We start from the raw sequence: 18,511 nt of genomic DNA, 5'->3' as shown, positions 1-18,511 counted from the left end.
CATCGGGGGAGCACCATGCAGGACACGGAAGCGAAACCGAGCCCGGCGGAGGAGGTCTGCATGCGCGCTCTCGCCCCCACACTGACCCTGCTGATCGTCAGCCTGTTCGTCGCCGCCGTCGGCGTGTACGAGCTGTGCGGCTTCGGGCTGCACAGCCTCGACCGGCGCCCGCACCTGTTCAGTGACGGCCTGGCGACCGGCGGGGTGATCGTGGCCGCGGTGGCGGCCGGGGCGGCGGTGGGCAATCTCGCGTGGACCCTTGCGGCGGCCCGGCGGGGCGGCCAAGGTCCGGGATGAGATCCTGTGAAGCAGGTATGTGTACACCTGTACACATACACGCTACCCTACGGGCTGTAGGGTCAGCGTAGCCCCGTCCTCCTCCCCAAGGTGCCCGCCACCATGCCCGCACAACAGTCGAGCCTGACCACCCCACAGGTCCCCGCTCAGCGCAACCGCCGTGCCCGCATCCCCTTCCCGTCCACCGGCGACGGCCGACTGCGGAAGCGGGCGGCGACGGCCACCGTCTGGTACCTGCGTCTGCAGGTGGTGCTCAACATCGCGGCGGTCGTCTCGCTGCCGTTCCGCGAGGAGGTGCACGAGCACAACGGAGGCGCGTTCTTCACGCCCTACCTGGCCACCGCCGGCCTGGGCTCGGCGGCCCTCGCCCTCTTCCTCGCGATCGTGATGCGCCGCCGCAAGCGAGCGGCCTGGGTCTTCAACCTCCTCCTCGCCGGTCCGCTCTTCTCCCTCTACGTCCTCGCCCTCACCCGCGACCCCTACCGCGAGCACCTCTTCAACTGGCTCTCCGCCGTCCTGACCGGCCTGTTCGTGGCCGCCCTGCTGATCGGCCGGCGTGAGTTCGACGCGATCGGCGACCGCTCCAACCCGCGCCTGGCGCTCGCCGTCGGCGCCGGCGGCGCGCTGCTCAGCGCCGCCCTCGGCACCCTGCTCGTGCACGCGACCAACAAGCTGCCCGGGGCCACCCTCGAGGACGAGATCGCCTACACCCTGCTGCGCGGCATCAGCGTCGGCCCGCTCGCCGACCGCGTCGCCGCCGTCGACGCGCCCCGCTGGACGGACGTGATCGTCAACGTCCTGGTCGCGGCAACCTTCCTCCTGGTCCTCTACGCCTGCTTCCGCGCCCCGCGCGGCGAGTGCCTGCTGGCGGAGGAGGACGAGCGGAAGCTGCGTGCGCTGCTGGACCGGCACGGCGAACGCGACTCCCTCGGCTACTTCGCCCTGCGCCGCGACAAGGCCGTCATCTTCTCCCCCAGCGGCAAGGCGGCCGTCACCTACCGCGTCGTCGGCGGCGTCAGCCTGGCCTCCGGAGACCCCATCGGCGACCCCGAGGCCTGGCCCGGCGCCATCGACGCCTGGCTGGCCGAGGCCCGCCTCCACGCCTGGACCCCGGCCGTCATGGGCGCGAGCGAGGAGGCGGGCACCATCTACTCCCGCCACGGCCTGGACGCCCTCGAACTGGGTGACGAGGCGATCGTCGACCTGGCCGACTTCACCCTCGAAGGCCGGGCCATGCGCGTGGTCCGGCAGGCCCACAACCGCGTCCGCCGGGCCGGCTACACGGTCCGCATCCGCCGCCACGAGGAGATCCCCGACGAGGAGATGGCCCACCTCGTCGACAGCGCCGACCACTGGCGCGACGGCGCCACCGAACGCGGCTTCTCCATGGCCCTGGGCCGCCTCGGCGACCCCGGCGACGGCCGCTGCGTCATGCTGGAGTGCCGGGACGCGAACGACGTGCCGCGGGCCCTGCTCAGCTTCGTCCCTTGGGGCGAGGCCGGTCTCTCCCTCGACCTGATGCGCCGCGACCGCGACTGCGAGAACGGCCTGATGGAGTACATGGTCGTGGAACTCCTGCTGCGGGCCGAGGAGCTGGGCGTAGGCCGGGTGTCCCTGAACTTCGCGATGTTCCGCTCGGTCTTCGAACGCGGCTCCCGTCTCGGCGCCGGGCCCGTGCTCCGCCTCTGGCGCTCGATCCTCACCTTCTTCTCCCGCTGGTGGCAGATCGAGTCCCTGTACCGCGCGAACGCCAAGTACCGCCCGGTCTGGGAACCCCGCTTCCTCCTCTTCGCGAAGAGCAGCGACATCCCCCGCATCGGCCTGGCCAGCGCCCGGGCGGAGGGCTTCCTCGCCCCACCCACCCTGCCGGCCTTCACCCGCCGCAGGCAGCCGGGCTGCCCGGAGCTCACTTCACGCCGGTAGTCCGCAGCACGGTGAGCACGAGCGTCCGCGCCACCTCCACCACCTCACGGAGGGAGACGGACTCCCGGGGACTGTGCGCGACCCGGACGTCCCCGGGCCCGTACTGCAGCGTCGGGATCCCGGCCCCCGCGTACAGCCGCAGGTCGCTCCCGTACGGCGCCCCGCGCTCCCGGGGCCGGGTGGCCCAGCCGTTGGCGTCGGCGCAGGCGTCGCGCACCTCGTCCCGCAGCGGATGCCCCTCCGGAAGCCGCCCGCTCGCGAACTGCCCGCCCGGCCAGCTCACCGTCGCCGGATGCTCCCGCAGCCAGGGATGACCGGCGCACACCTCGGCCACACACCGCTCGAACTCCGCCCGCGCCTCGCCCGGCTCCTCCCCCAGCCGCACCCCGAGCCGCCCCTCCGCGACCAGCAGATCGGGCACGCTGCTCGCCCAGTCCCCGGAGCGCAGGGTCCCGACGGAGAGGGCGTACGGGATCGGATACTCGGCCATCAGCGGCGAGGGACCGGCGTTGCGGGCGGCCTCCAACCGGGCCAGCGCCTCATGGAGCGGCACATAGGCGTCGATCGCACTGACCCCGGCGTCCCGCGAACTGGCATGAGCGGCCCGACCGGGCACGGACAGGCGGAAGGTCAGCGCCCCGGCGTTGGCGGTGATGAGGGTCCCACCGGTCGGCTCGGTGATGACGCAGGCATCGCCGCCGTACCCCCGCTTCAGAGTCCCGAAGGCCCCGATCCCCCCGTCCTCCTCGCCCACGACGAAGTGCACGGCGACACGCCCCCGCAACCGCACCCCGGCAGCCCGGATCGCAGCCAGCGCAGCGAGATGAGCGACAACCCCCGCCTTCATGTCACAGGCCCCCCGCCCGTGCACGACATCCCCGGTCACCCTCGGCACGAACGGATCCCCGTCCCAGGCGGCGAGGTCCCCGGGCGGCACGACATCCACATGCCCCTGCAGGACCAGCGTCGGCCCGTCCCCGCCCCCCTCGCTGACCCCCACCAGACCCCACGCCTCCTCGCGCGGCACCTCCATGCCGGGAAACGCCGGGTCGGCCAGCAGCGCGGGCAGATCCATGGACCACAGATCGACCTCGAGCCCGAGCCGCTCCAGCCACCCCGCCAGCCGATGCTGGATCTCCGACTCGGCGGCACTCCCCGTCACGCTCGGAATCGCGATCAACTCCAGCAGCATCCGCCCGACGGCCGCCTCGTCGACACAGGCGAGAACGGCAGCCTCCTGATCACTGAGCACGACGACTCCCCTCCCGAGGTCAACTCCCACCCCGATCATGACCCCGCCGACCCACCGGGAACAGCCCTCGTCCACAGAGCAGACCACTGACGACGATCAGGCCCCACCGCCCACACCCACGCCCGCCGCGACGGCAATTCCGCCCCACAAGGCCCACCCGCACCCGACCACGAAAGCCGCACGCCCCACCCGACCCCCGCACCCGCCAACGCCGAACCCACCCCGCACGGTCCACCCACACCCGACCACGAAAGCCGCACACCCCACCGACCCCCGCACCCGCCGACGGCGAACCCGCCCCACAAGGGCCACCCGCACCCGACGACGAAAGTTGCACGGGTGGTGCGGGTGGGAACGAAATCCCGCCGAAGGCGAAACCGAGGCGTCCCGCCCCGGATGCCCTCAGTTCCCCCCGCTGCCCACGATCCCCCCGCCCACCGTGAACCCGATGACCGCCCCGCCGCCTTCCCGCCGGAAGGCGAACGGTGCGCCGCCGTGGGCCATGGCGACCTCGCGGACGATGGAGAGGCCGAGCCCCGACCCCGGCAGGGACCGCGCGTCGGCGGCGCGGTAGAAGCGGTCGAAGATGCGGATCAGGTCGCCCTCGGCGATACCGGGACCCCGGTCCAGGACCTCGACCCGGACGGTCCCCAGCCGCGCGGGCCCGGTGATGTTGATCTCGATGGGCGCCTTGCCGTCGCGGTCGAACTTCGCCGCGTTCTCGACCAGGTTGGACAGGGCCCGCTGCAGCATCCCGGACCGCCCGTCGGTGCGCGTGTCGCCACTGGTGCGCAGCACGATCTCCCGGCCGGTGCGCCGCTTGGCCAGCCCCATCACGTCCTCGGCGATGTCGGCGAGGTCCACCCGCTGCGGCGGCTCGGCGTCGGACTGCCCGGCCGCGAGATCGACCAGCTCGTTGACCAGGTCGGTCAGCTCCCGGGCCTCCTGGGTGAGGTCGGCGACGAGTTCCTCCCGGGTCGCCGGGGGAAGCTCGTCGATCCTGCGCAGCAGCGAGATGTTCGTACGCAGCGAGGTCAGCGGTGTCCGCAGCTCGTGACCGGCGTCCTGGACCAGCCTGCGCTGGTCCTCCTCCGACTGGGCGAGCCGGCCGAGCATCCGGTCGAAGGCACGGCCGAGCCGGCCCACCTCGTCCAGACCCGCGACGGGCACCTCGATGCCCAGCTGACGGGTGCGGGCCACGTCCTCCGCGGCGGAGGTCAGTATCACCAGCCGCATGGTGATCCGGCGGGCCAGCCACCAGCCGAACAGCCCCGCGGCGACCACGACAGCGGCCATCAGGATCAGCGTCCGCTGCTGCAGCGCCCGCAGCAGATCCTCGGTGTCGCTGAACTCCTGCGCGACCTGCACCGCGCCCTTCCCGTCCCCGAGGGAGACGGTGGCGATGCGGAACAGGTCCTCACCGACCCGGACGTCCTTGTGCTGGACCACCCTGCCGGCCCCCTGCGCGGTGGCCACGCCCTTGTCCCGGACGGTGACGGGCAGCACCGGACTGCCGTGGTCGACGATCTGCCCCTGCGCGCCGAGCACCTGTACGTCGGTCCGGGCCGGCCGGACCAGATCATGGCCGGGACGGGAGGAGGAGAAGTCCTCGGGGACCATCTCGTGCTGCCGCACCTCGTCCTGCACGTCCTGGACGACCTGCGTGAACACCGACTGCTGGTCGACCCGGACCAGGCGCGCGGCGGAGCCGTAGGACAGGATGCCGACGAGGATGGTCACGGCGGCGGTGACGGCCGCGAAGGACACCGCGAAGGTGGTGCGCAGGGACACGAGCTTGGGCCGGGGCCCGGCCGGCAGCCGCCAGCGGCGGCTCACTAGTCCTCCCGCAGCACGTAACCCACGCCCCGGACGGTGTGGATCAGCTGGGGAGCGCCGGGCTCGTCCAGCTTGCGGCGCAGATAGCCGACGTACACGGCGAGGTTCTTCGAGCCGGGACCGAAGTCGTAGCCCCAGATGCGGTCGTAGATCGTGGAGTGGTCGAGGACGATGCCCGCGTTGCGGACCAGCAGCTCCAGCAGCTCGAACTCGGTGCGGGTCAGCTCCAGCTCGCGCCGGCCGCGCCAGGCCCGGCGGGCCTGGAGGTCCATCCGGATCCCGGCGGCCTCCACCTGCCGGTCGGAGACCTGCGCCTCCCGCCCGCCGTCACCGCCGGGGCCCGCGGTGCCGCCACCGCCCGCGGGTACCGGGCTGGTACGGCGCAGCAGAGCCCGCAGCCGTGCGAAGACCTCTTCCACGTCGAACGGCTTGACCACGTAGTCGTCGGCCCCGGCGTCCAGGCCCGCGATGCGGTCGGCGGTCTCCACCAGGGCGGTGAGCATGAGGATCGGGGTGCGGTCGCCCTCGGCCCGCAGCACCCGGCAGACCTGGAGCCCGTCGATGCCCGGCATCATCACGTCGAGCACGAGGACGTCCGGCGGGGTCCGGTGGGCCTGTGCCAGCGCTTCCACGCCGTCGGCCACCGCCGTCACCTCGTACCCCTCCAGGGTCAGGGCACGCTCCAGGGCATGACGGATGGCACGGTCGTCTTCGGCGAGCAGCACATTCTGGGGCACGTCCCCAGTCTGCCAAGGCCTCCGCCGGTTCGGCCGGGACGAGCGGGTCTACGATCACCCTTTTTACCCGCCTCTCACCGTCACAGGAGCAACCCGGAGCGGAGGCCTACCGTCTTTTCACCGTCACGCGCCGAGCCGGGCCAGCTGCTCCTCGAACGGCACGACCACGAGGTCGTCCTCGGCCGGGAGCTCGTCCTCGGCCGGGAGGCCGTCCCCGGCCCGCCGGGGCGCCGACAGCCCCTGCATCAGGGCCGCCAGCTCCCCCGCCGCCCGCTCGGTCCGCTCGGGCAGGCCCTCCGCGCCCCAGTCCTCCGAGGCGGCGTACACGGCGGTGGGTACGACCACGGCCCGGAGGTAGGCGAACAGCGGACGGAGCGCGTGCTCCAGCACCAGGGAGTGGCGGGCGGTACCGCCGGTCGCCGCGATCAGCACCGGCTTGCCCGCCAGTGCGTCCTTGTCCAGCACGTCGAAGAACGACTTGAACAGCCCGCTGTACGACGCGCTGAACACGGGCGTGACCGCGATCAGCCCGTCCGCCTCGGTCACCGCGTCCTGCGCGGCGGCCAGGGCGCGGCCCGCGAACCCGTTGGTGAAGTTGTGCGCGATCTCGACCGCGAGGTCGCGCAGCTCGATCACCTGGAGGTCGACGGGCGTGCGACGGTCCACGGCGGCGGCCAGCCGGTCGCCCAGCAGCCGGGTGGAGGACGGGACGCTCAGCCCCGCCGAGACGACGACGAGCTTCATTCGGCGGTCACTCCTTCGGATGCGGAAGAGGCAGCGGAGTCAGTGGCGGCGGCCAGCAGGGAAGCGTGCGTGGGAGCATCCGGCACGTTCGCCGGGCGCCCGTTCGCGAACTCCTTGCGCAGCACCGGTACGACCTCCTCGCCCAGCATGTCGAGCTGTTCGAGCACGGTCTTCAGCGGCAGACCCGCGTGGTCCATCAGGAACAGCTGGCGCTGGTAGTCGCCGGCGTACTCGCGGAAGCCCAGCGTCTTCTCGATCACCTGCTGCGGGGAGCCCACCGTGAGCGGGGTCTGCTCGGTGAAGTCCTCCAGCGACGGCCCGTGCCCGTACACCGGCGCGTTGTCGAAGTACGGCCGGAACTCACGCACCGCGTCCTGCGAGTTGCGGCGCATGAACACCTGACCGCCCAGCCCGACGATCGCCTGCTCCGGCGTTCCGTGCCCGTAGTGGGCGAACCGCTTCCGGTAGAACTCGACCATCCGCTTGGTGTGGTCGGCGGGCCAGAAGATGTGGTTGTGGAAGAAGCCGTCGCCGTAGTAAGCGGCCTGCTCGGCGATCTCCGGGGAGCGGATGGAGCCGTGCCAGACGAACGGCGGCACGTCGTCCAGCGGCCGCGGCGTGGACGTGAAGCCCTGCAGCGGCGTGCGGAACTTGCCCTCCCAGTCGACGACGTCCTCGCGCCACAGCCGGCGCAGCAGGGCGTAGTTCTCGATGGCGAGGTTGATGCCCTCACGGATGTCCTGGCCGAACCACGGATAGACCGGCCCGGTGTTGCCGCGGCCCATCATCAGGTCGACCCGCCCGTCGGCCAGGTGCTGGAGCATCGCGTAGTCCTCCGCGATCTTCACCGGGTCGTTGGTGGTGATCAGCGTGGTGGAGGTGGAGAGGATCAGGTTCTCCGTCCGCGCCGCTATGTGGCCGAGCATCGTCGTCGGCGAGGACGGCACGAAGGGCGGGTTGTGGTGCTCGCCGGTGGCGAAGACGTCGAGGCCGACCTCCTCGGCCTTGAGCGCGATGGCGACCATGGCCTTGATCCGCTCGCGCTCGGTCGGCGTGCGCCCCGTGGTGGGGTCCGGCGTGACGTCGCCGACCGTGAAGATCCCGAACTGCATGGTCGCTCACCCTCCAGGTTGTTGACGGTTCAACTATACCCCTGGAACGGTGGCCCGGTCCGAGCTATTCCCGGCGTCCCCCTACAGCGTCTTCGCGAAGTGGAAGGCCCCGATCTCCATGCGTTCCCGCAGGTAGAAGCGGTGAGCGTCGGTGCGCTGGGTACCCGAGTCGAGGTTCAGCTCATGACAGCCGAGCGCCCGGCCGCGCTCCTCCAGGTGCGCGAGGAGTGCGCGGCCGACCCCGCCGGACCGGGCGGCCGCGGCGGTCACCAGGTCGTCGACGTACAGCTGACGCAGCGAGACGGTGTTGACCAGCACCCGCCAGCCGGCCACTCCCACGCAGGCCCCGTCCTCGTCGTAGGCGGCGGAGAAGCGCAGCCCCTGCGCGCTCCCCTCCTCGTACACCCGGGCGAACAGCTCCTCGGTCAGATGCGGACGCAGCTCCCGCAGCACGGGCAGCACCTCGGTCCCGAGCCGCGGGTCCCCCGGCTCCAGCTCCATGATCTTCATGTCCGCACCCTAGGGGGCACACCCCCAGCCGGACTACGGGACCAGCACCAGGCGGCCCCGGACCCCGCCCTCGGCCAGCCGTGCGTGCGCCTTCGCGGCCTCCTCCAGGCCGTAGGTCTCGGCCACCCGGAGGCTGAGCACCCCCTCGTCCACGAGCCGGGCCAGCTCCGCCAGCCGGGCCCCGTCGGCGCTCACCATCACGGCCGTGGTGCGCACTCCGCGGACGGAGTCGGGCTGCCCGCCGGGCCGGGCACTGACGAAGACGCCGCCGTCGCGCACCGACTCCAGCGCGGACTCCCCGAGCATGGCGGCGTCCAGCACCGCGTCCACGCTCGCCGGGGCGGCGCCCTCGGTCGTGAAGTCCGTGGCGCCGAAGGACCGCACCAGCTCCTCGTCGGCCGCCCGGGCCTGCCCGGTCACCGCGATCCCCCGGTGCGCGGCCAGCTGCACGGCGAACCCGCCCAGCGCGCCCGCCGCACCGGTCACCAGCAGCGACGCACCCGGCGCCAGTTCCATCAGGTCGAGGGCCTGGATCGCCGTCAGCGCGTTCAGCGGCAGGGTGCCGGCGTGCACCGCGTCGACCGTGGCCGGGGCCTTGGCCACCGCGTCCGCCGGTACGACGACGTACTCGGCGTGCGTGCCCAGCGGATCGGTCACGCCCGCCGCGAGGGCCACCACCTCGTCGCCGACCTGCCAGGCCGCGGCCTCGCCCACGGCGTCCACCGTCCCGGCCACGTCCCAGCCGAGCCCCAGCGTCCCGCCCGCGCCGCCGAAGGCACCGGCCCGCAGGGCCAGGTCCACGGGGTTCACCGCGCCGGCCGCCACCTTGATCCGCACCTGCCGCGCCCCCGGCTCGGGCACCGCCACGTCCACGATCTCCACGGCCTCCGGACCGCCGAACGTCGTCACCACAGCAGCACGCATGTCAACTCTCCCCGATTTCAAGGTATTTGATGTACTTCGCGGCAATTTCCCGGCCGCAGCACCAACCATAGGAGAGCTACTATCCATCGGTAAGTAGTTACCTGAGAGTGCGTAGGGGACCCGGAGGAGAGCCATGGCGACCATGAGCGCAGCCCAGCGGCGTGAGCAGGCCCGTATCGACTACGACGCCTTCCTGGCGGCCTGCCCCACCAACAACCTCCTCGGCAGGCTCAGCGACAAGTGGGTGGGCCTCGTCGTCGCCGCTCTGTCCCCCGGCCCCATGCGCTACAGCGACATCGGCCGCAAGGTCGCCGGCGTCAGCCCCAAGATGCTCACCCAGACCCTGCGCACCCTGGAGCGCGACGGCATCGTCTCCCGCACGGTCACCCCGTCCGTCCCGGTCCGGGTCGACTACGAACTCACCCCGCTCGGCCGCAGCCTCGCCGGCCTGCTGACCGCGGTGAAGACGTGGGCCGAGACCCACTTCGAGGAGGTCCAGGAAGCCCGCGAGCGGTACGACGCGGAGAACCCCGCCTAGCCGGGGGACGGGCCTTTTGCCGCCTCGGCAAAACGGCTGGGGCGCGGCCGGTGTCCGGCCACAGCATGGCCGGACAGACGCTTCCCCGACCGCGAGGTAGGCCGTGACCGCAATCGCCGCGCCGCCCCCTGTCCAGCCGCCCCTCCTCAGCGCACGCAGACGCTGGACGGTGCTGGCCGTCTGCTGTCTGAGCATGTTCCTGGTGGGTCTCGACACCACCATCGTCAACGTGGCCCTGCCCGCCATGGGCGACGGTCTGGGCATCGGGACACGCAGCCTCGAATGGGCCGTGGACGCGTACACGCTCGTCCTGGCCAGTCTCCTGATCTCCTCCGGCGCGCTGGCGGACCGGCTGGGCCGCCGCCGGGTGTTCCGAACGGGCCTGGCCGTCTTCGGCGCCGCCTCGCTGCTGTGCGCACTCGCACCGTCGGTGGGCGTGCTCGTCGGGGCCCGCGCGCTGCAGGGAGTGGGCGCCTCGATGCTGAGTCCCGTGGCGCTGGCCATCGTGGTGAACGCCATGCCGGATCCGAGGGAGCGCGCGCAGGCGATCGGCGTCTGGGCGTCGGTCTTCGGGCTCAGCATGGCCGCGGGCCCGGTCACGGGCGGCGCACTCATCGCGGCGTTCGGCTGGCGGTCGGTGTTCTGGATCAACGCGCCGGTCATCGTGGCCGCCCTCGTCCTCAGCGCGGTGTTCGTGCCGGAGTCCCGGGCCGCGCGCGGCGGGCGGCGGCTCGACGTCCCCGGTCAGATCCTGCTGACCGCGGTCGTCGGGGTCACCGTCGCCGTCCTCATCGAAGGGCCGCGCATCGGCTGGACCTCGCCCGCGGCACTGGCCGGGTACGCGGTCGCGGCGCTGGCGACAGCCGGTTTCGTGCGGGTCGAGAGCCGTCGGCGCGAGCCCCTCATGGACCTGCGGCTCTTCCGGCGGCCGGCCTTCAGCGGCGCCGTCCTCGGCGCCGTGGCGGTCTTCGTCGCCCTGAACGTGACCCTGCTGCTCAACACCCTCTACCTGCAGCACACCCGGGGATGGACCCCCTTGGCCGCCGGTACCGCGACCCTGCCCATGGCCCTCGGGGCAACCGTCTGCGCACCCCTGTCCGGCCACCTGGTCGGCCGTACCGGACCCCGGCTGCCACTCCTCCTGGCCGGCGGCCTCATCACCGCGGGCGGTCTCGGCCTGCTCGGGCTCGACCCGCACACGGGCCTGCCGCTGCTCCTTGCGGCCTACGCGCTCATCGGCGCGGGATTCGGCTTCGCCAACGCCCCGATCACCAACACCGCGGTGAGCGGGCTGCCTCCCGCCCGGGCCGGTGTGGCCGGAGCCATCACCTCCACCGCACGCCAGCTCGGCTCGGCACTCGGCATCGCGATCGCCGGCGGCCTGGCCGCGGGCACCAGCGCCGCGGGGCTCGCCCACGCGTCCCGGCCGGGCTGGATCACGGTCGCCGCCTGCGGCCTGCTGCTCCTCCTCGTGGCCCAGACGGCACACCGGCCGAAGGACACCGCCTAGCCGCGCCCCTCCCGCAGCCGGGCGATCTGCTCCCCGCTGAACTCCACCGTCCGCTCCATGTGCCGGACGATCACGGCCAGCTCGGCGTCGTCCAGCTCGTCGAAGATCCGCGACCAGTCGCCGGCCAGCGAGTCCCACATCCGCCCGAACTCGGCGATCTTCTCCGGCACGGTCGCCACCAGCACCCGGCGCCGGTCCGTGTCGTCCCGCTGCCGTCCGACGTACCCGGCCCGCTCCAGCCGGTCCACCAGCCGGGTCGCCGACCCGGTCGTCAGCCCGGTCAGCTCCGCGACCCGACCCGTGGTGACCGGCTCCGCCTCCAGCGTGAGCAGGTTCAGGCACTGCAGATCGGTGGGGTGCAGCCCGATCCGGTCGGCGACGGCCTGGTTGAACAGGGCGTACGACGCCATGTACCGCCGGGACACCACGGACAGCTCCGCCAGCAGCCCGGACCGCCCGGTCCCGTTCCCGGCCATGCCGCACTCCCCTTCGTCTGCGTGGTGCAGAGATCGTACGACGGTCCGGACACCTCAGAAGACGTACGCGTCCCCGGTGTCGAGGACGAGGACCTTCAGCTGGTCGTTCGAGCGGTCCCGGTCGACGACACCGCCGTTCCAGGCGGTGTCCACCTCCAGCGTGAACTCCGACGGCACCTGCGCGAGCCGCACGGCCAGCCTGAGCTGCTCCCCGGTCTCGCCCTCGGCCAGCGCCCCGGTGTCGCACACCAGCGTCCGCTCGTCCGTCCGCGCGCACCCGTCCGGCAGCTGCTGCCGCTCGGCGAGCGGCACCGACCAGCGCAGCTGCACACTCGCACCCGCCACGGCCGAGGGCCCGTCGTTGTGCGGACTGACCCGGACCTCCACCTGGTCCCCGTTCATGACGGCGCTCCCGTGGAAGGACAGATCCGCCTCCGTGTCGGTCGCGGCCCCGGCGGGCCCGGCCACACCCGCGGCCACCATCACGGCACCGCACGCACCCAGCACCCATGCCCTCATCCGCATGCCACCTCGCCTCCGACCTCGTCCGGTATGCCGTACGGATGTATGCCACGCGAGCCGGTCGTCAGGCGCCCTCCAACAGGTGACACCGCACCCGCGTGCGAAGCTGCCGCCATGTCGATCCTCCGCTCCGCCGCCCTCTTCGTCGTCGCCGCGCTGTTCGAGATCGGCGGCGCCTGGCTGGTCTGGCAGGGCGTGCGCGAGCACCGCGGCTGGCTGTGGATGACCGGCGGGGTCCTCGCGCTGGGCGCCTACGGTTTCGTCGCCACCTTCCAGCCGGACGCGCATTTCGGCCGCATCCTGGCCGCGTACGGCGGGATCTTCGTGGCCGGCTCGATCCTGTGGGGCGTGGTCGCCGACGGCTTCCGGCCCGACCGCTGGGACATCACCGGTGCCCTCATCTGCCTCGCCGGCATGGCCGTGATCATGTGGGCCCCGAGAGGCGGCGCCTGAGCCTCGAATACGCTGGACGGAGCGCCGACCCTTCTCTCCTCCAGGAGCAGCCCATGGCCCCCGCCCCGTCCGCAGCCTCCCGCATCGCCGTCGTCACGGGTGCGAGCAGCGGCATCGGCGCCGCCACGGCCCGGCAGCTCGCCGAGGCCGGCTACCGCGTCGTCCTCACGGCCCGCCGCGTGGACCGCATCGAGGCGCTGGCGAAGGAGATCAACGGGGCCGGCCACGCGGCGACGGCGTACCAGCTGGACGTGACGGACCGCGCGGCCGTCGACGAGTTCGCCACCGCCTTCCAGACGATCGGTGTGCTGGTCAACAACGCCGGCGGGGCGCTGGGCGCGGACCCGGTGGCCACCGGCGACCCGGCCGACTGGCGCACGATGTACGAGACGAACGTCCTCGGCACCCTGAACCTCACGCAGGCCCTGCTCCCCAAGCTGGAGGCGAGCGGCGACGGCGTGGTGGTCGTGGTGTCCTCCACGGCGGGCCACGGCACCTACGAGGGCGGCGGTGGCTACGTGGCCGCCAAGCACGGCGCGCACGTCCTCGCCGAGACCCTGCGTCTGGAGATCGTCGGCATGCCGGTCCGGGTGATCGAGATCGCCCCCGGCATGGTCAGGACGGACGAGTTCGCGCTGACCCGCTTCGGCGGCGACGCGGAGAAGGCGGCCAAGGTCTACCAGGGCGTGGCCGAGCCCCTCAGCGCCGACGACGTCGCCGAGACGATCACCTGGGCGGTCACCCGCCCCAGCCACGTCAACGTGGACCTCCTGGTCCTGCGCCCCCGCGCCCAGGCCTCCAACACCAAGGTGCACCGGGAGCTGTGATGGCGGACGAGGACTCGCTCGAGAAGCGCCGTCTGGCCCAGGAGACGAAGAACGAACGGCAGGTCTGGTACTTCCTGGCCTACTTCCTCTTCGGCATCCACTTCGTGGCGTTCGTGATGATCTACGCCGTGCGCCACGCGAAGTGACGCACGGCGGCCGTCCTCAGCCCTTCACGCACACGACCTGCTTGAGCTTGGCCACGACCTCCACCAGGTCCCGCTGCTGGTCGATGACCTGGTCGATGGACTTGTAGGCGCCCGGGATCTCGTCCACGACACCGGAGTCCTTACGGCACTCCACGCCCCGGGTCTGGTCCTCCAGGTCCTTGGTCGAGAAGCGCCGCTTGGCCGCGTTGCGGCTCATCCGCCGACCCGCGCCGTGCGAGGCCGAGTTGAAGGCCTTGTCGTTCCCGAGGCCCTTGACGATGTACGAGCCCGTGCCCATCGAGCCCGGGATGATCCCGTAGTCGCCGGAGCCGGCCCGGATCGCGCCCTTGCGGGTGACCAGCAGGTCCATGCCCTCGTACCGCTCCTCCGCCACGTAGTTGTGGTGGCAGGAGATCTCCTGCTCGAAGGTCGGCTTGGCCTTCTTGAACTCCTTGCGGATCACGTCCTTCAGGAGCGCCATCATGAGCATGCGGTTGTACTTGGCGTACTCCTGCGCCCAGAACAGGTCGTGCCGGTAGGCCGCCATCTGCGGGGTGTCCGCGACGAAGACGGCGAGGTCGCGGTCGACCAGGCCCTGGTTGTGCGGGAGCTTCTGGGCCACGCCGATGTGGTGCTCGGCGAGTTCCTTGCCGATGTTCCGGGAACCGGAGTGCAGCATCAGCCAGACGGCGCCGGTGGTGTCCGTGCAGACCTCGATGAAGTGGTTGCCCGAACCCAGGGTGCCCATCTGCTTGGTGGCGCGCTCCTCACGGAAGTGCACCGCCTCGGCGACGCCGTAGAAGCGCTTCCAGAAGTCGTCCCACCCGGCCGTCGCCAGCCCGTGGAACTGGCCCGGGTCCGCCGGGTCGTCGTGCATCCCGCGCCCGACCGGAATCGCCTGCTCGATCTTCGACCGCAGCCGCGACAGATCCCCCGGCAGGTCGTTGGCGGTCAGCGACGTCTTCACCGCCGACATCCCGCAGCCGATGTCCACCCCCACCGCGGCGGGGCACACCGCGCCCTGCATGGCGATGACCGACCCGACCGTCGCACCCTTTCCGAAGTGCACGTCCGGCATCACGGCCAGGCCCTTGATCCAGGGCAGGGTGGCGACGTTCTGGAGCTGGCGCAGGGCCACGTCCTCCACCGTCGCGGGGTCCGTCCACATCCGGATCGGTACCTTCGCGCCCGGCATCTCCACGTACGACATGACGTTCCTCAATTCCCCCGGCAACACAACAAATGGCTTAAAAGCATCAAAACGCAAAATCGGCGCCAAGGTCTATGAAAAGGGACAAGGGACCGGCGTCCACGGCAGTGCGTGCGATACACATTGTGTCCAGGGAGCGCCCCGCCGCGGCAAGCCAATAACCAGCGGGGACACTGGACCACCGAGCGAGTGGACACCGTCGAGAGGAGACCGACCGTGCAGCGGAAGGCGTACGTAACCGGCACCGCCGCCCTCCTCGCGGCGCTGCTGGCCGGCTGCACGAGCGGCTCCGGCGGCGACAGCCCGACGGACAACGCCAACCCCGGCGACGCCGGTACGGCGACCGTCGCGGCCCAGCCCGGCAAGTACCGCACCCTCCCCGAGCCGTGCGGTGTGATCGACCACGACACCCTCGACTCGCTGCTGCCCGGCATCAAGCAGCTCACCGACCCCGAGCAGCGGGACCGGGCGTACCAGGGCGACGCCGCGCTCACCTACAACACCGACCGCAAGGTCGGCTGCCGCTGGAAGGTGGAGTCCGCCGACGCCACCGACCGTCTCGCCGTCGACTTCGAGCGCGTGGTGTCGTACGACAACGCGGTCAGCGACGACGACCAGGCGCAGAAGCTGTTCCAGGAGAAGGAGACGGCCGCCGACCTGCCCGAGCCGAGCTCCGCCACCCCCGCCACCCCCGCCACCCCCGCCTCCTCTGCCGGGACGGCCACGGCGACGCCCACGCCCACCCCCACGGCCACCGCGAGCGACGACGCGTCCCCCTCCACCACCGAGACCTCCCCGGACGCCACTCCGACCGATCTGCAGCCCCGCGAGCTGACCGACCTCGGCGACGAGGCCTATCTGGACGATCAGCTGGGCAGCTCCGGTTCGACCGCCGAACCGCGGACGGTGACTGTGGTGTTCCGCACGTCCAACGTCGTCGTCACCATCGAGTACGAGGAGCAGCCGACGGCCACCGGAACGGTCCCGGACAGCAAGGAAATGCAGGACAGGGCCCGTGATCTGGCCTCCCAACTGGCCGACGCGCTCAACAGCTGACCCCCGCCGAGGCCCCTTCCACCGCCACCGGCAAAGCGCGCGAACGGAAACCGCACAGCTCCTTCACCGCGTACGGTGGCCCGGCAGGAACCCGCACGAACACCGAGCGTCACGAGTGAAGGAACCATGCAGCGAGCAGCCCAGCGAGACGACCGTGCCCGAGACCAGCGAGCCAAGCGCCTGCGCCGCGTGCTTGTCTGCGCGGCAGCCGTTCCCGCGGTCCTGATCACCGCCGCCTGCTCCTCGGACAGCGGCGACTCCAAGGACAAGGGCGGCGCCGACGCCCAGCAGTCCGCGAGCGGCGGCTCCACCCGGCAGCCCTCGGCGAGCGCCTCCCCGACCGTGCAGGCGGCCGCGTACAAGAAGCTTCCCGAGCCGTGCGCGGTGCTGTCGAAGGACACCCTGGGCAATCTGGTACCGAAGGGCGCCAAGTCGGGCAAGGAGGGCACCTCCGACGACACCGCCGCCCGCTCCTCCTGCTCCTGGAGCAGCCTGGACAGCAACGGCACCAAGGGCTCCCAGTTCCGCTGGCTCAACGTCTCCCTGCTGCGCTTCGACTCGGACGCGAGCCGCGGCTCCGCCGACAAGCAGGCGCACACGTACTACGCCCAGCAGGTCAGCGACGCGCAGAGCGTCGCCGGCGCGAAGAACGCCAAGGCGTCGCCGGTCGCCGGAGCGGGCACCGAGGCGACGGCGGTGCGCTACGACCTGAAGAAGAAGGAGGGCGCCTTCAAGCAGCAGACGGTGGTCGCCCGGGTCGAGAACGTGGTCATCACGCTCGACTACAACGGCGCCGGTCTCGCGGGCGAGAACACGCCGGACCCGAACGAGCTGACCAAGGCGGCGGAGAAGGCCGTCAAGGAGGCGATCGCGGCGGTCACGGCCGCCAACGGTGAAGGTTCCAAGGGAAGTTCCTCCACGAAGCCCTCTTCCTCGCCCTCGAAGTCGGGGTCCAAGTCCTCCGCCTCCAGCGCATCTCCGTCCAAGTCGGCCGCCGCTAAGAACTGACCGGCCTCACGTTCGTCGCACGCGTATGCCACTCTGTTGCGCGCAACAACACGCAAGGGGAGGGGAGTACGAGTGGCCGCGCCAATGCAGCTGACTCGGATGCACCGCATACTCATCGGCGTGGTCGTTTCCGGTGCGTTGATCATCGCCGGCATCGGCTTCGCCGGTTCGTACGCGGCCGTCCGTGAGCTGGCCATCAAAAAGGGCTTCGGGAACTTCTCCTACGTCTTCCCGATCGGTATCGACGCGGGCATCTGTGTCCTCCTCGCCCTTGACCTGCTGCTGACCTGGATCCGCATCCCGTTCCCGCTGCTGCGCCAGACGGCCTGGCTCCTGACGGCGGCGACCATCGCCTTCAACGGCGCCGCCGCCTGGCCGGACCCGCTGGGCGTGGGCATGCACGCGGTGATCCCGATCCTGTTCGTGGTCGCCGTCGAGGCGGCCCGGCACGCGATCGGCCGCATCGCCGACATCACGGCCGACAAGCACATGGAGGGCGTCCGCCTCACCCGCTGGCTCCTCTCCCCGGTCCCGACCTTCCTCCTCTGGCGCCGCATGAAGCTGTGGGAGCTGCGCTCCTACGACCAGGTCATCAGGCTGGAGCAGGAACGTCTCGTCTACCAGGCGAGGCTGCACGCCCGCTTCGGCCGGGCATGGCGCCGCAAGGCTCCGGTGGAGTCGCTGATGCCCCTGCGCCTGGCCCGCTACGGCGTACCCCTGGCGGAGACGGCCCCGGCGGGCCTGGCCGCGGCCGGCATCGAGCCGGCGCTGCTGCCGCCGTCCCCGCAGCCCCAGCTGGCCGCGGCCGGTGCGCAGCCGATGGGCACCCCGCAGCCCGCGCCCGACGCCGTGGCTGCGGGCAGTCGTGCCGCTGGGGCGGCGCAGGTGGGCGCGGCCGCACCTCCCGGCGAGCAGCGCCCTCTGCTCCCCCACCAGCGCACCGCGGAACCGGAGAACGTCCCGGACGAAGAGAGCCCCTGGTTCCAGACCCCGCGCGAGGTCGACTACCACGGCGGCTACGACCCCGCCTACCACCTGCCCCCGGACCCCCAGTACGTTCCCGAGGAACAGTACGAGGAGTGGTACGAGGAGCAGCCCGCGGAGCAGTTCCAGCAGCCCAACCCGTCGGAGGAGACGGGCAGCTTCCCGATCCCGGTGGGCCCGAACCGCACCCGCGAACTGGGCGAGGGCGGCGGCCCGCCGGAACCCGACGAGGAGGCCTTCTACCAGGTCTTCCGCCAGTCGATAGACGGCAGCTACCCCACCGCCGGCCAGTTCCGCGGCGACGTGGAGGCGACGTTCGGCATCGCCATGCCGCAGCGCGACGCCGAACGGATGGTCAACCGCTTCACCAACCGCCACACGGCGCAACTGCAGGACGACCACATCGCATAACGCCTACGCCCCCCGGGCGGGGGACGGACGGCGGC

The 18,511-nt window shown here is 71.8% G+C and carries 20 protein-coding genes; 10 read left to right on the top strand and 10 right to left on the bottom strand.

The window, feature by feature from the left end:
- Nucleotides 1-60: 60 nt before the first annotated feature.
- Together ACIRVH_RS34935 and ACIRVH_RS34930 are read left to right on the top strand one after the other, a co-directional pair.
- A complete protein-coding gene (locus ACIRVH_RS34935) occupies nucleotides 61-297 on the top strand; it encodes a hypothetical protein (RefSeq protein ID WP_403961944.1) in 237 nt (78 codons plus the stop codon).
- 102 nt (nucleotides 298-399) lie between these two features.
- Nucleotides 400-2,220: a phosphatidylglycerol lysyltransferase domain-containing protein gene (locus ACIRVH_RS34930; RefSeq protein ID WP_403961941.1), complete on the top strand. Its 1,821-nt coding sequence runs from the start codon at nucleotides 400-402 to the stop codon at nucleotides 2,218-2,220.
- Here ACIRVH_RS34930 and ACIRVH_RS34925 read toward each other — a convergent pair.
- The 7 genes from ACIRVH_RS34925 to ACIRVH_RS34895 form a co-directional block, all read right to left on the bottom strand.
- Nucleotides 2,204-3,472, bottom strand: coding sequence for an ArgE/DapE family deacylase (locus tag ACIRVH_RS34925; RefSeq protein ID WP_403961938.1), 1,269 nt, complete (start codon nucleotides 3,470-3,472; stop codon nucleotides 2,204-2,206). The genes ACIRVH_RS34930 and ACIRVH_RS34925 overlap by 17 nt on opposite strands.
- Before the next feature lie 402 nt (nucleotides 3,473-3,874).
- Entirely contained in the window at nucleotides 3,875-5,308 is a 1,434-nt protein-coding gene (locus ACIRVH_RS34920; RefSeq protein WP_403961935.1) for an ATP-binding protein, read from the bottom strand.
- The gene (locus ACIRVH_RS34915) at nucleotides 5,308-6,045 is read right to left on the bottom strand and encodes a response regulator transcription factor (protein ID WP_403961932.1); all 738 of its coding nucleotides are present in this window, start codon (nucleotides 6,043-6,045) and stop codon (nucleotides 5,308-5,310) included. The genes ACIRVH_RS34920 and ACIRVH_RS34915 overlap by 1 nt, the downstream gene beginning before the upstream one ends.
- A gap of 123 nt (nucleotides 6,046-6,168) precedes the next feature.
- Nucleotides 6,169-6,789, bottom strand: a complete 621-nt coding sequence (locus ACIRVH_RS34910) for an FMN reductase (protein ID WP_403961929.1) — start codon at nucleotides 6,787-6,789, stop codon at nucleotides 6,169-6,171.
- On the bottom strand, nucleotides 6,786-7,901 hold the full coding sequence (locus tag ACIRVH_RS34905; protein WP_403961926.1) for an LLM class flavin-dependent oxidoreductase: 1,116 nt from the start codon (nucleotides 7,899-7,901) through the stop codon (nucleotides 6,786-6,788). Before ACIRVH_RS34905 ends, ACIRVH_RS34910 begins: the two co-directional genes overlap by 4 nt.
- A gap of 81 nt (nucleotides 7,902-7,982) precedes the next feature.
- The gene (locus ACIRVH_RS34900) at nucleotides 7,983-8,411 is read right to left on the bottom strand and encodes a GNAT family N-acetyltransferase (RefSeq protein ID WP_403961923.1); all 429 of its coding nucleotides are present in this window, start codon (nucleotides 8,409-8,411) and stop codon (nucleotides 7,983-7,985) included.
- 33 nt (nucleotides 8,412-8,444) lie between these two features.
- On the bottom strand, nucleotides 8,445-9,335 hold the full coding sequence (locus tag ACIRVH_RS34895) for an NADP-dependent oxidoreductase (protein WP_403961920.1): 891 nt from the start codon (nucleotides 9,333-9,335) through the stop codon (nucleotides 8,445-8,447).
- 133 nt (nucleotides 9,336-9,468) lie between these two features.
- Between ACIRVH_RS34895 and ACIRVH_RS34890 the strand changes: the two genes are divergently transcribed.
- Nucleotides 9,469-9,873 (top strand): winged helix-turn-helix transcriptional regulator, encoded by a 405-nt coding sequence (locus tag ACIRVH_RS34890; RefSeq protein ID WP_393467149.1) that lies wholly within the window; start codon nucleotides 9,469-9,471, stop codon nucleotides 9,871-9,873.
- Between the two features lie 103 nt (nucleotides 9,874-9,976).
- On the top strand, nucleotides 9,977-11,383 hold the full coding sequence (locus tag ACIRVH_RS34885) for an MFS transporter (RefSeq protein WP_403961917.1): 1,407 nt from the start codon (nucleotides 9,977-9,979) through the stop codon (nucleotides 11,381-11,383).
- Here ACIRVH_RS34885 and ACIRVH_RS34880 read toward each other — a convergent pair.
- Nucleotides 11,380-11,859 carry a MarR family winged helix-turn-helix transcriptional regulator gene (locus ACIRVH_RS34880; RefSeq protein ID WP_403961914.1) on the bottom strand — a complete coding sequence of 160 codons (480 nt, stop codon included), beginning with the start codon at nucleotides 11,857-11,859 and terminating at the stop codon, nucleotides 11,380-11,382. The genes ACIRVH_RS34885 and ACIRVH_RS34880 overlap by 4 nt on opposite strands.
- Nucleotides 11,860-11,913: 54 nt before the next feature.
- Complete coding sequence (locus ACIRVH_RS34875) at nucleotides 11,914-12,378, bottom strand: hypothetical protein (RefSeq protein ID WP_403961911.1); 465 nt, start codon at nucleotides 12,376-12,378, stop codon at nucleotides 11,914-11,916.
- 117 nt (nucleotides 12,379-12,495) lie between these two features.
- Between ACIRVH_RS34875 and ACIRVH_RS34870 the strand changes: the two genes are divergently transcribed.
- The 3 genes from ACIRVH_RS34870 to ACIRVH_RS34860 are packed head-to-tail and all read left to right on the top strand — an operon-like array spanning nucleotide 12,496 to nucleotide 13,807.
- Nucleotides 12,496-12,834, top strand: a complete 339-nt coding sequence (locus tag ACIRVH_RS34870) for a YnfA family protein (protein ID WP_390771789.1) — start codon at nucleotides 12,496-12,498, stop codon at nucleotides 12,832-12,834.
- Nucleotides 12,835-12,887: 53 nt separating this feature from the next.
- Entirely contained in the window at nucleotides 12,888-13,661 is a 774-nt protein-coding gene (locus tag ACIRVH_RS34865; protein ID WP_403961906.1) for an SDR family NAD(P)-dependent oxidoreductase, read from the top strand.
- Nucleotides 13,661-13,807: a hypothetical protein gene (locus ACIRVH_RS34860; protein WP_403961904.1), complete on the top strand. Its 147-nt coding sequence runs from the start codon at nucleotides 13,661-13,663 to the stop codon at nucleotides 13,805-13,807. Before ACIRVH_RS34865 ends, ACIRVH_RS34860 begins: the two co-directional genes overlap by 1 nt.
- 16 nt (nucleotides 13,808-13,823) lie before the next feature.
- On the opposite strand, the gene ACIRVH_RS34855 is transcribed toward ACIRVH_RS34860, so the two are convergent.
- Nucleotides 13,824-15,017, bottom strand: coding sequence for an RtcB family protein (locus ACIRVH_RS34855; protein ID WP_403961901.1), 1,194 nt, complete (start codon nucleotides 15,015-15,017; stop codon nucleotides 13,824-13,826).
- Between the two features lie 216 nt (nucleotides 15,018-15,233).
- On the opposite strand from ACIRVH_RS34855, the gene ACIRVH_RS34850 reads away from it, so the two are divergent.
- From ACIRVH_RS34850 to ACIRVH_RS34840, 3 genes are all read left to right on the top strand, one after another.
- Entirely contained in the window at nucleotides 15,234-16,073 is an 840-nt protein-coding gene (locus tag ACIRVH_RS34850; RefSeq protein WP_403961898.1) for a DUF3558 domain-containing protein, read from the top strand.
- 126 nt (nucleotides 16,074-16,199) lie between these two features.
- On the top strand, nucleotides 16,200-17,081 hold the full coding sequence (locus ACIRVH_RS34845) for a DUF3558 family protein (RefSeq protein ID WP_403961895.1): 882 nt from the start codon (nucleotides 16,200-16,202) through the stop codon (nucleotides 17,079-17,081).
- Nucleotides 17,082-17,180: 99 nt separating this feature from the next.
- Nucleotides 17,181-18,476, top strand: coding sequence for a DUF2637 domain-containing protein (locus ACIRVH_RS34840; protein ID WP_403961892.1), 1,296 nt, complete (start codon nucleotides 17,181-17,183; stop codon nucleotides 18,474-18,476).
- Nucleotides 18,477-18,511 lie beyond the last annotated feature (35 nt).

This window comes from Streptomyces sp. NPDC101165 (assembly GCF_044768135.1).
Classification (GTDB): Bacteria; Actinomycetota; Actinomycetes; order Streptomycetales; family Streptomycetaceae; genus Streptomyces.
The sequence above is the reverse complement of the archived record's forward strand: the minus strand, read 5'-3'. Positions and strand labels throughout refer to the sequence as shown.

Bases quoted from the DNA above. Each gene is read 5' to 3' on its own strand.
- ACIRVH_RS34935 (WP_403961944.1), top strand. From the start codon at position 61: ATGCGCGCTCTCGCCCCCACACTGACCCTGCTGATCGTCAGCCTGTTC.
- ACIRVH_RS34930 (WP_403961941.1), top strand. From the start codon at position 400: ATGCCCGCACAACAGTCGAGCCTGACCACCCCACAGGTCCCCGCTCAG.
- ACIRVH_RS34910 (WP_403961929.1), bottom strand. From the start codon at position 6,789: ATGAAGCTCGTCGTCGTCTCGGCGGGGCTGAGCGTCCCGTCCTCCACC.
- ACIRVH_RS34905 (WP_403961926.1), bottom strand. From the start codon at position 7,901: ATGCAGTTCGGGATCTTCACGGTCGGCGACGTCACGCCGGACCCCACC.
- ACIRVH_RS34900 (WP_403961923.1), bottom strand. From the start codon at position 8,411: ATGAAGATCATGGAGCTGGAGCCGGGGGACCCGCGGCTCGGGACCGAG.
- ACIRVH_RS34895 (WP_403961920.1), bottom strand. From the start codon at position 9,335: ATGCGTGCTGCTGTGGTGACGACGTTCGGCGGTCCGGAGGCCGTGGAG.
- ACIRVH_RS34890 (WP_393467149.1), top strand. From the start codon at position 9,469: ATGGCGACCATGAGCGCAGCCCAGCGGCGTGAGCAGGCCCGTATCGAC.
- ACIRVH_RS34880 (WP_403961914.1), bottom strand. From the start codon at position 11,859: ATGGCCGGGAACGGGACCGGGCGGTCCGGGCTGCTGGCGGAGCTGTCC.
- ACIRVH_RS34875 (WP_403961911.1), bottom strand. From the start codon at position 12,378: ATGAGGGCATGGGTGCTGGGTGCGTGCGGTGCCGTGATGGTGGCCGCG.
- ACIRVH_RS34870 (WP_390771789.1), top strand. From the start codon at position 12,496: ATGTCGATCCTCCGCTCCGCCGCCCTCTTCGTCGTCGCCGCGCTGTTC.
- ACIRVH_RS34865 (WP_403961906.1), top strand. From the start codon at position 12,888: ATGGCCCCCGCCCCGTCCGCAGCCTCCCGCATCGCCGTCGTCACGGGT.
- ACIRVH_RS34860 (WP_403961904.1), top strand. From the start codon at position 13,661: ATGGCGGACGAGGACTCGCTCGAGAAGCGCCGTCTGGCCCAGGAGACG.
- ACIRVH_RS34855 (WP_403961901.1), bottom strand. From the start codon at position 15,017: ATGTCGTACGTGGAGATGCCGGGCGCGAAGGTACCGATCCGGATGTGG.
- ACIRVH_RS34845 (WP_403961895.1), top strand. From the start codon at position 16,200: ATGCAGCGAGCAGCCCAGCGAGACGACCGTGCCCGAGACCAGCGAGCC.
- ACIRVH_RS34840 (WP_403961892.1), top strand. From the start codon at position 17,181: ATGCACCGCATACTCATCGGCGTGGTCGTTTCCGGTGCGTTGATCATC.